This window comes from Alexandriicola marinus (assembly GCF_004000435.1).
In the GTDB taxonomy this organism is placed as follows: domain Bacteria; phylum Pseudomonadota; class Alphaproteobacteria; order Rhodobacterales; family Rhodobacteraceae; genus Alexandriicola; species Alexandriicola marinus.
Genome location: NZ_RBVZ01000005.1, coordinates 30,635 through 46,024 on the forward strand (window position 1 = coordinate 30,635; position 15,390 = coordinate 46,024).

A 15,390-nucleotide genomic window follows, 5' to 3' on the forward strand; every position below is an offset into this window, starting at 1 on the left:
TCCCGTCTTCGGGGCCTCTTCAGCAAGGCGCGTCTGACCGTGTCGCATTCGTAGATCCGAGTGCCGCAGGCAGGCGGATTATTTATCGGCAACGGGTCCAATCAGGCTGTCAGACGAGGCCCGGCCGGACAGGGAGATTCGCCCGTGAAGAAACGCTATTCCGCTTTCGCCATCGCGCGCGAGGCCATGCGCAACCATCTGGGCTGGGAGCGGGCCTGGGCCTCCCCGATTCCCAAGGCGAAATACGACGCCATCATCATCGGCGCCGGCGGCCACGGGCTGGCCACGGCCTATTACCTCGGCAAGAACCACGGCATCCGCAACGTCGCCATTCTCGAAAAAGGCTGGCTGGGCGGCGGCAATACCGGCCGCAACACGACGATCATCCGCTCGAACTATCTGCAGGACCCGTCCGCCGCGATCTACGAGAAATCCCGCAGCCTGTATGAAACGCTGAGCCAGGACCTGAACTACAACATCATGTATTCGCCGCGTGGCGTGATGATGCTGGCCCAGACCCATCACGAAGTCCGCGGCTACCAGCGCACGGCCTATGCCAATGCGCTGCAGGGCGTGAAGACGGAATTCATCTCGCCCCGCCGGGTCAAGGAACTGTGCCCGATCATGAACATCGACGGGCCGCGCTATCCTGTTCTGGGCGCGCTCTGGCAGGATCGCGCGGGCACCGCGCGGCACGACGCGGTGGCCTGGGGCTATGCCCGGGCCTGTTCCGACATGGGCATGGATATCATCCAGCAATGCGAGGTCACCGCGATCCGGCGCGAGGGGGGGCGCGTCGTGGGCGTCGACACCACGAAGGGCGCCATCGACTGCAACAAGCTGGGCATCGTGGTGGCGGGCCATTCCGGCGTGCTGGCCGATATGGCCGGGTTCCGCCTGCCGATCGAAAGCGTCGCACTTCAGGCGCTGGTGTCCGAGCCGATCAAACCCTGCATGGACGTGGTTGTCATGGCCAACACCGTGCATGGCTACATGAGCCAGTCCGACAAGGGCGAGATGGTGATCGGCGGCGGTGCGGATGGTTATAACAACTACACCCAGCGAGGCAGCTTCCATCATATCGAGGAAACCGTGCGCGCGCTGGTCGAGACCTTCCCGATGATCGCCCGGCTCAAGATGCTGCGCCAATGGGGCGGTATCGTCGACATGACGGGCGACCGCTCGCCCATCCTGTCGAAGACGCCGGTCGAGAATGTCTTCATCAATTGCGGCTGGGGCACCGGCGGGTTCAAGGCGATCCCCGGTTCCGGCTGGGGCTTTGCCGAATTGATGGCCACCGGCCATTCACCGCTGACGGCCGAATTCGGGCTCGAACGGTTCCGCGAAGGCCGTTTCGTCGATGAAAGCGTGGCGGCGGGGGTGGCGCACTGACGTGCCGTCGGCGCCAATAGGCCAGATGGGGCCCGCTTTGATCTTGATCTTCCTCGCGGCAAGCATACTTCGCAGTGTCGAGTTAAGCGAGGTTTGCCGATGCTGAGAACGATGCGCACGATCACCGACCCCGAGTTCTATTCCCGTCATGGGGCGAAACTCGCAGGATTTGCCTTCGGCACCCTCGGGACGATCGTCCTGACGATGTTCCTTGTCGTGGCCATCACGGGCGAGGGCTACAACGATTTTTCCCGCGCCAGTGGCGAGGTCGTTTACCCCCAGCTCTGACCCGGCGGGCCGTGCCGTCCGGCTTGGATGTCGTGTCAGCGCCCATGCGTGTCGTTCCGGTTCCCGCGCCTTTGGCGGTTTCACGTCATGACGCCTGACGTGCCTACGGGCTTCGTCGGCACGTGTGACCGGCGCTTCGGGGTAAGGATTCCCCAGACTTGCAGATCAACCATAAGCTGCTAATTTTGACTCATTTGAGTTCAAAATAGAAAGGTTTGATTATGCGACATTTACTTGCAACCTTGGCATTTATCGTTGCCAGCTTCACGGCGGCGGCCCTTCCTGCCGGCACGGTGGTCCTCGACGATGCGGTCTTCGGAACCGACACCGTGCTTCGCGACACAGACAACAATGTGGAGTTCCTGCGGCTCGATCTCACCATGGGCTATGGCTATTCGGCCATGCTGGGCGAGTTCGGCGCAGGCGGTGATTTCGAAGGCTGGTCGGTCGCCACGACCGCCGTGATGAACGCGCTTGGCGCATCGGTGGGCATCACCCATGGCTCGACCGATGCCGGCCAGATCGCGCTTGCCGAATGGCTGCGGGACTGGTTCTGCCCGGTGGGGACCTGCGTCGACCTGTCCAGCACGCATGAATATGCGCGCGGCCTCGTGTCCGACAGCACTCAGCTGGCCGGGCGCGCCGATGCCTTTACCATCGGGCGGCGCTTCAACGTCACGCCCGAGCAAGTCGATTTCCGGGTGAGCGGCTATGATTTCGCCGGCACCTCCGAGCAGGTCTGGCTGATGCGGAGCGTGGCTCCGATCCCGCTGCCGGCCTCGGCGCTGCTACTTGTGCTGGGCCTCGGTGGTCTTGGCCTCGTTCGGCGGCGCAAGACAACCTGATCGTCTGCCAATAACAGAACTGCGCCCGCCCCCGCCTGACCGGTCGGGGCGGGCGTTTGTCTTGTCTTCCCGGGTAGCGGCGCCGGGGCGGGACAGCGCAGGCCTTGCGACATCTTGGACGCGGGCCGCTTTCTGACAAAAAGTGCCGCAAATCCACTCGCTTCCACCCCCTCAATCCGTATGAATGGCCCTCGAACCGGCGCGCGGTCATCTGCGCGCGCCTTGCATTCTGGACGCTGCCTCATGCTGACACTTCATTGCCCCTATTGCGGGATCGATGCCGACGAGACCGAGCTTGCCCCGGGCGGCGAAGCGCATCTGAGACGCTTTGGACCCGGCTCCTCGGATGACGATTTCGAGAGCTATCTCTTCGCTCGGGAAAACCCCAAGGGCGTGCATTTCGAACGGTGGCGCCACGCCTATGGCTGCGGCAAGTGGTTCCATGCCGCCCGGTGTACGGCCACGCTCGAAGTGTTCGGCACCTATCCCGCCCAGACGACAGAGCCGCCGCAGGACATCCGCGACGCGATCAGCGCCAAACGCCCCGGCTGGACCTGGAGGACCTTCGCATGAGCACCCGTCTTGCCACCGGCGGCCGCCTGATCGACCGGTCGAAAAGCGTCACCTTCCGCTTCAACGGCAAGCGGCTTCGCGGGTTTCAGGGCGACACGCTGGCCTCGGCGCTCTTGGCCAACGACCAGATGATGATGGGCCGGTCCTTCAAGTATCACCGCCCGCGCGGGCCCGTGGCCAGCGGCGCGGAAGAACCCAACGCGCTGGTCAACCTCGGTCGTGGCGCCCGGTTCGAGCCCAACCAGCGCGCCACCGTGACCGAGCTGTTCGACGGGCTTCAGGCCGAAAGCCAGAACCATTGGCCCAGCCTCGAATTCGACGTGGGCGCGATCAACGCGCGGCTGTCGAAATTCCTGCCAGCGGGTTTCTATTACAAGATGTTCATCCATCCCCGGTCGTTCTGGAAACATATCTATGAGCCGTTCATCCGGCAATCGGCGGGCCTGGGCCGCGCGCCCAAGGGGATGGATCCTGACAGCTACGAGCATTTCCACGCCCATGTGGATGTTCTGGTCGTGGGCGGCGGCATCGCAGGGCTGGCCGCCGCGCGGGCGGCAGGCGAGGCGGGGGCCTCTGTGCTGCTGATCGAACAGACCGCCCATTGGGGGGGACGCGCGGTGGTTGACGGGGCCGAGATCGATGGCAAGCCCGCCGCCGCGTGGGTGGAGGAGACCATCGCCGCGCTCGATGCCATGGAGACTGTCCGCCTGCGCACCCGCATGATGGGGGCAGGTGTCTATGACCACGGTGCGATCCTTGCCTATGAACGGCTGCGCGATCATTGCCCCGATGAGCCTGGACCGCGCCACAGGCTGTGGCAGGTGCGGGCGCGCAGGGTCATCACGGCCACCGGCGCGATCGAGCGGCCTTTGTCATTTGCAGGCAATGACATACCCGGCGTTCTTCTGGCGTCTGCCGTGCGGGATTACGCGCTGAATTACGGCACCTCGGTCGGTGACCGGACCGTCGTTGTCACCAACAACGACGATGCCTATCGCAGCGCGATCTGCCTCAAGGAGGCCGGTCTCGAGGTGCCTGCCGTGATCGACGCGCGGCCGGCACCCGACGGCGCGCTTGTCCGCCGCGCGCGCGAGCTGGGCATCCGGGTCGAGACCGGAAAGGGCATCGCCAAGGTCCTGGGGTCGCGTCGCGTGACGGGTGTCAAGATCTGCGTGCAGGCGGGCGAGGGCGCCCCCATCGAAGAGATCGCCTGCGATGCGGTGGCCATGTCGGGCGGCTGGTCTCCGGTCGTGCACCTGTGGTCCCATTGCGGCGGCAAGCTGATCTGGGACGAGGCGCTGGCGATGTTCCGTCCCGATCCCGAACGGGGCCCGACCGATCAGAAAGGCGAGGTCTTCGTCCTGCCTGCAGGCACGGCCAATGGCCTGTTGCGCAGCGATGCGGCACTGGCGGATGCCCATGCCGCCGGGGCGCGCGCGGCGGGCGCCCCGGATTCTGGCACCGCGCCTCGCGGCGCCGATGCCGACGAGGCGCCGATTGCGCCGGTCTGGATGATGCCGCAGGGCGCCGCGATCAGCCTGCGCGAAAAGATGTGGCTGGATTTCCAGAACGACGTGAAAGTCTCGGACGTTCAGCTTGCCGCCCGCGAGGGCTATGAAAGCGTCGAACATGCCAAGCGCTACACCACGCTCGGCATGGCGACGGATCAGGGTAAACTCAGCAATATCAACGGCCTCGCCATTCTTTCCGATGCCTTGGGCGCGCCGATCCCGGACGTGGGCACCACGACCTTCCGCCCGCCCTATACGCCGATATCTCTGGCCTCGATCGCGGGTGCCGCGAAGGGAGAGTTGTTCCAGCCGATCCGCAAGACGCCGATGCATGACTGGCACGATGCCCATGGCGCCGATTGGGAGCCCGTGGGCCATTGGCGCCGGCCCTATGCCTTCGTCCGGGACGGCGAAAAGGTCGCTGATGCGGTTCAGCGCGAGGTAAAGAACACACGCGAAGCCCTTGGTTTGCTTGACGCATCCACACTGGGAAAGATCGTCGTGAAAGGCCCGGATGCGGGCCGCTTCATGGACATGATGTATACCAACATGATGTCGACGCTGGCGCCCGGCAAATGCCGCTATGGCCTGATGTGTTCGGAAAACGGCTTCCTGATGGATGACGGCGTTGTGGCCCGGCTCGATGACGACACGTGGCTGTGCCACACCACGACGGGCGGGGCGGATCGTATCCATGCCCATATGGAGGAGTGGCTTCAGACCGAATGGTGGGACTGGAAGGTCTATGTCGCCAACGTGACCGAGCAATATGCGCAGGTGGGCATCGTCGGTCCGAACGCGCGTAAGGTTCTGGAAAAGCTGGGCAGTTCGATTGACCTGTCGAAAGAGGCGCTGCCTTTCATGCATTGGGCCGAGGGGGATATCGGCGGGGTCCGGGCGCGGGTCTTCCGGATCTCGTTCTCGGGCGAGCTGAGCTACGAGGTGGCTGTGCCCGCCTCCGATGGCCTTGCCTTCTGGGAGGCGCTGATCGAGGCCGGCGCGGAGTTCGGCGCGATGCCCTATGGCACCGAGGCGCTCCATATCATGCGGGCCGAAAAGGGCTTTATCATGATCGGGGACGAAACCGACGGGACCGTGATCCCGCAGGATCTGGGGCTGAACTGGGCAATCTCGAAGAAGAAGGACGACTTTATCGGGAAGCGGGGCCAGCAGCGCACCCATCTGACCGATCCCGACCGCTGGAAACTCGTGGGGCTCGAGACGCTCGACGGGTCGGTCCTGCCCGATGGCGCCTATGCGGTGGCGCCCGGCACGAATGCCAATGGCCAGAAGAACACGCAGGGCCGCGTCACCTCGACCTACATGTCGCCGACGCTTGGCAAGGGGGTCGCGATGGGGCTGGTCCACAAGGGGCCGGAGCGGATGGGCGAGGTCATCGAATTCCCGATGCTCGATGGCACCTCCGTCAAGGCCCGGATCGTCGATCAGGTCTTCTATGACAAGGATGGGGAAAAGCAGAATGTCTGATATGACAATGTCTTGTGATGCGATCCTCACCCGGCGTGACACGGTCGGAATGATCACGCTGCGGGGCAACCTTGGCGGCACGAAATTCAAATCCGCGGTCAAGGCCGCGGTCGGTGTGGTCGTACCCAAAACCAACCGCGTGGCGTTCGAGGGGGACCGCGGCGCCTGCTGGATGTCGCCCGATGAGGTCTTGCTTGTCCTGCCTCGAGACGATGTGCCAGAGGCGCTTGCCACGATCGGTGCGGCGCTTGAGGGGCAGCATCATCTTGCGGTCGACGTGTCGGATGCGCGGCATGTCTTTGCGCTGGACGGGCCCGATGCGCGGGAGGTGCTGGCCAAACTCTCTCCGGCCGATCTTGCGCCAAACGCCTTCGGGCCGGGCGATATCCGGCGCACGCGGCTTGGTCAGGTGGCGGCCGGCCTCTGGATGGCCGAGGACGATGTCGTCACGATCGTCTGCTTCCGGTCGTTCGGCGACTACCTCGACGCGCTTCTCCGGACTTCGATCGAGGCCGGACCTGTCGGGTTTCACTAGCTGGCAACGGCCTGCCGCGAGGTCAGCCTTCTGTAGAGTGCCATCGCGTTTGGCGGCACCACATCGTGCCGCAACACGATCTCAAGATCGCGCAGGGCGGCCTGTTCGGCGCCGCTTTGCGCGTGAAAGACCGCCCGGCCCAGACGACTCGCCGCGTCGCGGGGCGCGATCTGCACTGCAAGGTCATGGGCGCGGGCCTGCAGATCGGTATCGCCCGATTTGCGCCCGGCGGCACAAAGCTTCAGCGGCAGACGGGGCAGAGAGAAGCCCATCTCATGGATCGCGCGTTCAAGATCGGCCCGTTCTCCCTCGCGGTCCCCGGACTGGCCGCGCGTGATGCCGCGCCATGCGATGAAGGCCGGCGCATCGGGCGACAATTCCGCCGCACGTTCGGCCCCCAGAAGGGCCGTCTCGCGATCTTTCAGCTTGGCGGCCGCCACAGACAGGCGATGGTGGACCATCGGCTCGTCGGGCGCCGTTTCCGCGATTTCGCGCAAACGGTCGAGCGGGTCCGCCTCGGATTCGATCAGCGCATCATAGAGGGCCGCCAAGGACAGGGCGCCCGGCGTTTCCGTGGCCTCCAGCCGTTCCAGACCGGCCTCATGCTGGCGCCTGTGGGGATGCCGGCGCAATTGCTGGGCCGGGATCGGCCGGATCATCGGGAACCAGTCCCAGAGGATCGGATTGGTCGAGAACAGCTGCGGCGGGTCGCCCTCGGGCGTGGCGCCGATCACACGGCTGATGCCGGGCCTGTCCGACAGCCGCGAGGCGGGGTGCAGCCACAACTGGCGGGCCGCCTCATCGGTGGGGAAGAAATTTGCCTGATCCAGCACGCCGGCCGAGATCATGGCACTTACGATAGCCGAGACCTGGGGCAGGGAGCCTGCCTGCCAGAAGGCCCGCCGTGCCAGACGGGCCGCGTCTTCGGGGCGGCCAAGGTCGTGAGCGGCAAGGCTCGCGCAGGCATCGGCCAGTGCCACGTCAGAACTGTAGTGAACCTCGCGATCATCCACATGGGCATGCGCCGCAAGCGCGCCCTCGCTATCCCCGAGGTCAAGCCGAAGCATCACAAGTCGCGGATATAGATATGAGATATCGAGGCCTTCGCCGATCAGGCGTGAGAGGATCCCTTCGGCCTCGGTGAGCCTGTCGCGGGCGATCAGCCACGGCTCGGCATGGGCGAGCGATTGCGACAGGTGACCGGTTTCGACAAGGCTCGCGGGCGCGGCGCCCGACAGGCGTGTGACCATGTCTTCGTGCGCGGCCTCGATCTCTTCGGGGGTGAGGGCCTGCAAGACATCCTTGTGCCGGATCCCGCCCAGCGTCGCGGCGGTCGAGGAATATCCGCTGAGCGCGGGTGCCACGATTTCCGAACAGCAGGACATGGCGATCAGCTCGAGCAGATCGCGCTGGCCTTCCGTGAAAGAGGTGGGGTCATATAGTTCTGTCGCGGGCACGAGGTCGGGATAGCGTGCGCGATACCGGGTGACCGTATCGGGATCGTCCGAGAACAGGATCGGTCGGCGCCCCCCGGCGACCGCCGCGTCGAGATGTCGGAAATAGATCTCGTCAAAGACGTATTTCTGGGGCCATGGCCGGTTCATCACGCGATGCGAAGAAATCAGGTCGCCGCGCCGGACGTGATAGCCCAGGGCATCCTCTCCGACAGCTTCCCGGATCGCGGCTGCGGCGTCGCGGATCGCGGGGGCCAGCGGAAACCTGGCCCAAAGGTCGGCCGCACTCTGGCGGACGGTCTCGGCATCCTCGCCCACGAGACAATCATGCCCGAAGGAGCCGTCGATCAGAAGGATGCCGCCCCCGTCGATGAAGGCGCGCACGCCGTCGGGTGTCCGGTCGTCAAGCTCGCGCAGGCGGGTGGCATCGGCACGTTCTGCGCCCCAATCTTCGGCGGTGATGAAGTGATCGGCCACGAATTCCGGCTCGAAGAACAGCCCGGGGTCGTTGAACACTTGCGCGATGTCGTCGTTTTCATGCCAGCGCACGCGAAACGGCAGATCATGATCCTGTGCAATCCGCATCGTGTTGAGAAGCGATATCAGCCGCCCGCCCAATCGATCATTGCGAAACGTGACCAGATGGCCTGAAGTCTTGCTCATGTTGTGCCTGCCTGCTCTGCGCCGTCTTGTGCGGCGGTTGTGGGGATGATCGCCACAGCTGCCGGAAAAGTCAAACAGGGGAGGCGCGCTCCCCTTGAGTGAATACGTTCTTTGCCGCTAGGGTTGCGTAAACAACGCGCTGTTACAGGCACAATAGCGCAAAAAAACATGAGGCCCGAATGGCACGAGCATCAAATATCGAACGGCTTGGCGCAGCCGATGCAATGCTGCGCGCGCGTGGTAACGAGTTGCGGAGGTATCCATCGCCAGAGCGCGATGGCGACAGGCTGTATCCGCTCGCCTCGCCCACGGCGAACCCCTCTTTCACCATCGAGGAGGATGATACGATCTATGCGATCGGGTCGTGCTTCGCGCGCAATGTCGAAAAGGCGCTGGAAGAGGCGGGCAAGCGCGTCCTTAGCCGGGAATTCGAACTGGGTCAGGTCGGCGAAAGCCTCGGTGACGCGGCGAATTTCTTCAACAAATACTCGATCCATTCCGTCACCAACGAAATCCGCTGGGCGCTGGAACGCGAGACCTTCCCCGGCGAGGACATCATCTATCCCATGGGCAAGGGCCGCTATTGCGACCCGCAGTTGGGCATGGCGCGGCTGGATTTCACGATGGAGCAGATCCTCGAGTTCCGGCACCGCTACCTCGATGCCGTGGCCAGTGTGGCCGAGGCGGACGTGATCATCCTGACGCTCGGCTATGTCGAGACGTGGTATGATCGCAAGCTCGACCTCTATCTCAACGTCATTCCGCCGGCGCCCGTCATCCGGGCGGAGCCCGACCGTTTCGAATTCCGCGTCCTGAGCTATGGCGACGTGCTCGACGGGTTGAACGATCTCTATGCGCTCCTGAACCGGCACCGGACCAAGCCGTTGAAGATGCTGGTGACCGTCAGCCCGGTTCCGCTGCTGTCGACGTTCCGCGACATGGATATCCTTGTGGCCAACGCCTATTCCAAGTCGGTGCAGCGCGCGGCGCTGGATGAATTCCTGCTCGACAAACAGGGCGTCGATTACTTTCCCTCCTATGAATTCGTGACCCTGTCGAACCCGACCATCGCCTGGTCACGCAACGATTTCCGCCACGTCTCGTCCGATGTGGTCAAGCGGATCATGTCGAATGTCATCACCCGTTATATCGGTGGCGACGCCGCGGCACCGCTGACCGCGGAGAACGAGATCACGAAGGATGGGCTCGTGTCCTCGCTCAAGCTGTTGCACAAACTTGAAAAGTTCGATGACGTTCTGGTCATGGTCGAACAGCATCGCGATCTTGCCGACAGCAGCGAAGATGTCCTGATGCTCGAGGCGACGGCGGCGCGCAGGCTCGACGATCTCGACCATTCCTTTGCGGCGTTGCGCAAGGCAAGCGTCGTTGCGCCCAAGAAACCACAGGCCCTTGAACGGATGATCATGCTGTGCCGCCCGATGCGCCGCAAGGATGACGCGCGCGAATTGCTGGGGATGCATGAAAAGTCATTCCCGGGCCGCGCGGATTTCCGTGAAAAGGTGACATGGATCTGACGGGTATCGCGTCAGGCAGGGCCGCATTTCCGCGGCTTGCCTATTGACGTTGCAGGCCCGAGGGCTTTGTTAGGGGGTATCTGAAACACCCGAAGACAAAGAGGGGCTCTCATGGCTTTCGACCTTCCCGACCTTCCCTATGCCCACGACGCGCTGGCCTCCAAGGGCATGTCCCAGGAGACGCTCGAATACCATCACGACCTGCATCACAAGGCCTATGTCGACAACGGCAACAAGCTGATCGCGGGAACCGAGTGGGAGGGCAAGTCTCTCGAAGAGATCATCACCGGCACCTACGACGCCAATGCCGTCGCGCAGAACGGCATCTTCAACAACATCTCCCAGCTGTGGAACCACAACCAGTTCTGGGAAATGATGGGCCCCGGCGACAGCAAGATGCCGGGCGAACTGGAAGCCGCGCTGACCGAAAGCTTCGGCTCGGTCGATGAGTTCAAGTCGCAATTCTCCGCCGCGGGCGCCGGCCAGTTCGGCTCCGGCTGGGCATGGCTCGTCAAGGACAGCGACGGCGCGCTCAAGGTCACCAAGACCGAGAACGGCGTGAACCCGCTGTGCTTTGGCCAGACCGCGCTTCTGGGCTGCGACGTGTGGGAGCATTCCTACTATATCGACTTCCGCAACAAGCGTCCGGCCTACCTGACGAACTTCCTCGACAATCTCGTCAACTGGGAAGACGTCGCCTCGCGCATGTGATCCTCGCCCGCAACAGCGGGTCCGAATAACGGGGGCCGGGCAGAAACGCCCGGCCCTTTTCGTTCGTTAAGAGCCGGGAACCGGCAAGGCCGGGGCCCAAGGGCCGGTCACCCCGCCGGGTGCGGCCCCGCGATGCGCGTGATGGCGCGGTGTTCCATGTGTCCGGAGCCCTCGACGTCAGGACCAGGCGATTGCCGTGCCAACCAGTACGATGCCCATGCCAGCCAGTTCTCTTGGCGAATAGACCTCTTCGTAGACGAAGAGTGACAGCCCACCGAGGATGAGAACCTCGGCCCCGAGGATGCCGACATAGATCAGGCCGAGACGCTCCTGACGCAGGGCGAACACCTCGAAGGCGCCGGCCGTCAGGAGGGCGGCTCCGATCAGGAGAGCGACGCCAACGCTGGGAAAAGCGGCCCAAGATTTCATCGCGACCATGGCCACGCAATAGAACACCGCAGAAACCAATGCGAGTAGGACAACTGAATTTATCATTTTCGGAATCTTTGAAAAATATGTCTCATGTTACCGGGCGCGGTGCCACGCGGTCAAATGAATTGGCTTGCACCGCGGGTCAGGTTATCCAGACCACACGGCGCGCGCGGGATCGATCAGGCATGGCATCCGCCACCGCGCCGCGCTAAGCGGGGATCATGTCGGACGCGGTGAAAGGCCTGCTGGCGCTGGTGCTGGCCAATGTGATCTGGGGCCTGTCCTCGATCTTCTACAAGCATTTCGCGACCGTTCCGCCGCTGGAACTACTCAGTCACCGCACGATCTGGTCGTTCGCATTCTTCGCGCTTGTCCTGATGATACAGGGCCGGCTGCGCGAGGTGCCGCGCGCCTTTTCCAGCCTGCGCAAGGCCGCGGTGATCGTGCTGGCGATGGCGTTGATCTCGGTCAACTGGTTCCTGTTCATCCGGGCGATCCAGCTGGAGAGGGCGCTTGAGGCCAGTCTCGGCTATTACATCTTTCCGCTGGTCTCTGTCGTGATGGGCGTCATCGTCTTTGGCGAAGCGATCGGCCGCGCCAAGGTCGCGGCGTTCCTGCTGGCGGCGCTTGCGGTCGGGGTCCTGACCGTCGGGCTTGGGGCGGCGCCGATCATTTCGATCAGTCTGGCCCTGACCTTTGGCGCCTATGGCGTCATCAAGAAATTCTCGACGCTGGGCCCGGTCGTCTCGGTCACCGCGGAGGTGGCGGTTGTCGTGCCGCTGGCGCTGGTCTGGCTATGGGGCGTCCATGTGCTGGGCTGGACGGGGATCACGGGACAGAACCTTGCGCTCTTCGGATCGGCCCTGTCCGAAAGCCTTCTGCTGATGGCGTCGGGGCCGATCACGGCGGGTCCGCTGATCCTGTTCAGCTATGCCTCGCGCAGGCTGACGCTCGCCACGGTTGGTCTGACGCAATACCTCAACCCGACGTTGCAGCTGATGGTGGCGGCTCTGGTCTTCGCCGAACCGCTGACCCGCTGGCATGCCGTGGCGTTCCCGCTGATCTGGACCGCACTTGCGATCTATTCCTGGGGTGTGCTGCGTCAGGAAAGGGCGCGGCACAGGGCCGTTTCCAGCGCCGCGCTTTCAGAGACGACCGTGACGAACTCCAGCATGGAGCGGTCTGCGAACCCCTGATCGACCACGTGATCCAAAAGCGCCACCAGCGGCTGCCAATATCCCTTGGTGTCGAGCAGGAAGATCGGCTTGCCATGCAGGCCCAGCTGCGCCCATGTCAGGACTTCGAAGAATTCGTCCAGCGATCCCGCGCCGCCGGGCAGCACGATGATCGCGTCGGAATTCATGAACATCACCTTCTTGCGCTCGTGCATCGTCTCGGTGACGATGAAACTGTCCAGTTCGCGGCGGCCGACCTCGCGTTCGAACAGGTGGATCGGGATGACGCCAAAGGTGCGCCCGCCGCCCTCTTGTGCGGCCACCGCGACCCGGCCCATCAGCCCCACATCGCCCGCGCCATAGACCAGTTGATAGCCGTTGCGCGCCAGAAGAAGCCCCGTCTCGCGGGCGGCCTCGGCATAGGCCGGGTCGGTCCCGTCGCGCGAGCCGCAATAGACGCAGACAGAGCGGTTGATTGCGGCCATGGAATTCCTCCGGAGTTCTGCGTCACAAGGACTGACAAACGCTTTTGACCGCTCATAAAGCCATTGCTATTGTCCCTCAACCGCGCAGGCGGCAAAAGGGGCAGGCCCCGCGGTCTGGGGATGACGTCGGAGGTCGGATATTGGCGATATCGCAAGGGATGCGCTTGGCGCTTGGCGCCGGGGTCGCGGCTGTGGTCGTGATTTCGGGTGTGCTAGTCCTTCGGGACAGCGGCTCTGCGCCCGACCCGATCGAGGAGGTGTCGGCCACGCAGCCGGATCCCGCGCCCGATGCGGTGCCGCCGACAGATACCGCAGCTCCCCCGACGCCCGAGCCGGACCCCGATCCCGAAGAGACGGCACCGCCGCCGCAGGTCGCCGCGCCCTCGTTCGATGCCGTTCGGATCGAGCCTGATGGCACTGCCTTCGTCTCGGGCCGCGCGGGGGCAGGGGACACCGTTGCGATCCTCCTCGATGATACCCCGTTGGTCGAGGTCGTCGCCGATGCAGGTGGCGCCTTTGTCGAGATCCTGTCGCTGGGTCTCTCGACCGCGCCGCGGATGTTGTCGCTGCTGGCCGATCCGGGCGGGGCGGAGGTGATTTCGGAACAATCCGTGATCGTCGCACCCTCCATCGTTCCGCCCGCCGAGCCGGTCGAGATCGCCGAAGCTGCCGAAGCTGCCGGGGACGCGCCCCTGCCGGAGCCCGCCGGCTCTGAGCCGGACACGACCCTTGAGCCCGAGGCGCCGCCGGTCGAGGCCGCGCCGGATATCGAGATCGCCGAGGCGCCGCCGGTCGAGGCCGCGCCGGATATCGAGATCGCCGAGGCGCCGCCGGTCGAGGCCGCGCCGGATATCGCGATCGCCGAGGCCGCGCCCGATCAACCCGACGCGGAAACGACAGAGCCCACGGTCGACGACCTTGCCGACGCCGATCCCACCCCCGCCGCAGAGGATGAGGTGACAGCCCCGGGTGACCCTCAGACCGAGATGGCGGAGGCGCCGGACACCGGTGCAGATGAGGGAGAGGCGGTCGTCTCGGTCGTCGAAGAACCTGCCGAACCGGTCGAGGCCGCACCTGTCGAGGCCACTCCGCAGACCGAGATGGCAGAGGCAGCCGCCGCCGAACCAGTGGCCGAGCCTGAACCCGCGCCAGAGGCGGACACTATCGCCAGCGCGCCTGCAGAGGATACTCCGCTTGCCGAAGCACCGCGCGATGACGCCATGGCGGAGCCTGCCGCGCCCATGCCTGCGCCCGTCGCTGACGAAGCGCCGGCTGAACCGGCGGCCGAACCCCAGCCCGAGCCTGCCGCGCCCACCGAGCTTGCCGAGGTGACACCTGAACCTGATCCGGTGCCGGAACCGGAGCCCTTGTCGCAGCCCGACCCGGCGTCGGAGACGGAACCAACCCCAGCGACGGAATTGGCCGAGACTACGTCCGAGCCGCCGCAGCCCGAGGTGGTGGCCAGCCTCGATACCGCGTTGACGGCCACGCCAGAGGCTCCGGTCACGGCCGAGACCGGCGGCGCGGAAGAAGCGGCGACCCCGGCCCCGGCTGCCACCACCGCCGGGGCGCTGACGCCGGTGCCCGAGCCCGACACGGTTGATCCCGATCTCTCGACCCCGCCGGTAGTGGCCGATGGCGCGCCAAACATCGCTGGGCTCGACTCCGCGCCCGCAACTCCGCCGCCGCTCTTGATGGTGGATGATCAGGGCGTGCGCGTTCTTCAACCCGCGCCTGCCTCGGGGGCCGAGCCGGGGCGGATCGCCACGGTCGCGCTCGATACCATCACCTATGATGCCTTGGGCAATGTCTTTGCGGCCGGTCGCGCGCGGGCGGGGGTGGCCGTCAGGCTCTACCTCGACAACACGCCGGTGGGCGACGCTGCCGTCGGGCGCGATCGCACATGGTCGACTGAAATCACGAACATCGCGCCGGGCATCTATTCCCTGCGGGTGGATGAGCTGGATGCCGTGGGCGCGGTTCTTGGCCGGATCGAGACCCCGTTTCTGCGCGAGGAGCGCGAAACCATCGCCGCCGTCATGGCCGAGGATACCGAACGCGCCGATTTCAGCGTCGCGGTGCGCACGGTCCAGCCGGGCAACACGCTCTGGGCCATCGCGCGGGAACGTTATGGGCAGGGCATCCTCTATGTCGCGGTCTACGAGGCCAACAAGGACCTGATCCGTGACCCCGACCTGATCTATCCCGGGCAGGTATTCCGCCTGCCGGTGCTGGACACGCCCGAGCCCGCCACTGCGCAATAGCGCCTCGGCACTGGTCTTTCCCGGCTGGCCCGCCTACCT

The 15,390-nt window shown here is 64.7% G+C and carries 13 protein-coding genes; 10 read left to right on the plus strand and 3 right to left on the minus strand.

Going from position 1 to position 15,390, the window contains the following annotated elements:
- Window positions 1-144 precede the first annotated feature (144 nt).
- The 6 genes from EP376_RS15350 (at window position 145) to EP376_RS15375 (ending at window position 6,632) form a co-directional block, all read left to right on the plus strand.
- Window positions 145-1,392, plus strand: a complete 1,248-nt coding sequence (locus tag EP376_RS15350; RefSeq protein ID WP_276317305.1) for a sarcosine oxidase subunit beta family protein — start codon at window positions 145-147, stop codon at window positions 1,390-1,392.
- A gap of 99 nt (window positions 1,393-1,491) precedes the next feature.
- Window positions 1,492-1,680 (plus strand): hypothetical protein, encoded by a 189-nt coding sequence (locus EP376_RS15355; protein WP_127656504.1) that lies wholly within the window; start codon window positions 1,492-1,494, stop codon window positions 1,678-1,680.
- Window positions 1,681-1,901: 221 nt separating this feature from the next.
- The gene (locus EP376_RS15360) at window positions 1,902-2,525 is read left to right on the plus strand and encodes a VPLPA-CTERM sorting domain-containing protein (protein WP_127656505.1); all 624 of its coding nucleotides are present in this window, start codon (window positions 1,902-1,904) and stop codon (window positions 2,523-2,525) included.
- A 243-nt stretch (window positions 2,526-2,768) separates the two neighbouring features.
- Window positions 2,769-3,098: a sarcosine oxidase subunit delta gene (locus EP376_RS15365; protein WP_127656506.1), complete on the plus strand. Its 330-nt coding sequence runs from the start codon at window positions 2,769-2,771 to the stop codon at window positions 3,096-3,098.
- Window positions 3,095-6,097, plus strand: coding sequence for a sarcosine oxidase subunit alpha family protein (locus EP376_RS15370; protein ID WP_127656507.1), 3,003 nt, complete (start codon window positions 3,095-3,097; stop codon window positions 6,095-6,097). Before EP376_RS15365 ends, EP376_RS15370 begins: the two co-directional genes overlap by 4 nt.
- A complete protein-coding gene (locus tag EP376_RS15375) occupies window positions 6,090-6,632 on the plus strand; it encodes a sarcosine oxidase subunit gamma (protein WP_164744948.1) in 543 nt (180 codons plus the stop codon). The genes EP376_RS15370 and EP376_RS15375 overlap by 8 nt, the downstream gene beginning before the upstream one ends.
- Here the strand turns inward: EP376_RS15375 and EP376_RS15380 are convergent.
- Window positions 6,629-8,749 carry a tetratricopeptide repeat protein gene (locus EP376_RS15380; protein WP_127656509.1) on the minus strand — a complete coding sequence of 707 codons (2,121 nt, stop codon included), beginning with the start codon at window positions 8,747-8,749 and terminating at the stop codon, window positions 6,629-6,631. The two genes, EP376_RS15375 and EP376_RS15380, sit on opposite strands and share 4 nt — an antisense overlap.
- Window positions 8,750-8,928: 179 nt before the next feature.
- Here EP376_RS15380 and EP376_RS15385 point away from each other — a divergent pair, with 179 nt between their 5' ends.
- Entirely contained in the window at window positions 8,929-10,284 is a 1,356-nt protein-coding gene (locus tag EP376_RS15385) for a GSCFA domain-containing protein (RefSeq protein WP_127656510.1), read from the plus strand.
- A gap of 111 nt (window positions 10,285-10,395) precedes the next feature.
- Window positions 10,396-10,995, plus strand: coding sequence for a superoxide dismutase (locus EP376_RS15390; RefSeq protein ID WP_127656511.1), 600 nt, complete (start codon window positions 10,396-10,398; stop codon window positions 10,993-10,995).
- A 177-nt stretch (window positions 10,996-11,172) separates the two neighbouring features.
- On the opposite strand, the gene EP376_RS15395 is transcribed toward EP376_RS15390, so the two are convergent.
- Window positions 11,173-11,490, minus strand: coding sequence for a hypothetical protein (locus EP376_RS15395; protein WP_127656512.1), 318 nt, complete (start codon window positions 11,488-11,490; stop codon window positions 11,173-11,175).
- A 158-nt stretch (window positions 11,491-11,648) separates the two neighbouring features.
- On the opposite strand from EP376_RS15395, the gene rarD reads away from it, so the two are divergent.
- A complete protein-coding gene (gene rarD, locus EP376_RS15400; RefSeq protein WP_127656513.1) occupies window positions 11,649-12,623 on the plus strand; it encodes an EamA family transporter RarD in 975 nt (324 codons plus the stop codon).
- Here rarD and EP376_RS15405 read toward each other — a convergent pair.
- Window positions 12,530-13,087 (minus strand): LOG family protein, encoded by a 558-nt coding sequence (locus EP376_RS15405; RefSeq protein ID WP_127656514.1) that lies wholly within the window; start codon window positions 13,085-13,087, stop codon window positions 12,530-12,532. The two genes, rarD and EP376_RS15405, sit on opposite strands and share 94 nt — an antisense overlap.
- Before the next feature lie 140 nt (window positions 13,088-13,227).
- Between EP376_RS15405 and EP376_RS15410 the strand changes: the two genes are divergently transcribed.
- A complete protein-coding gene (locus tag EP376_RS15410) occupies window positions 13,228-15,351 on the plus strand; it encodes a LysM peptidoglycan-binding domain-containing protein (protein ID WP_127656515.1) in 2,124 nt (707 codons plus the stop codon).
- Window positions 15,352-15,390: the final 39 nt, after the last annotated feature.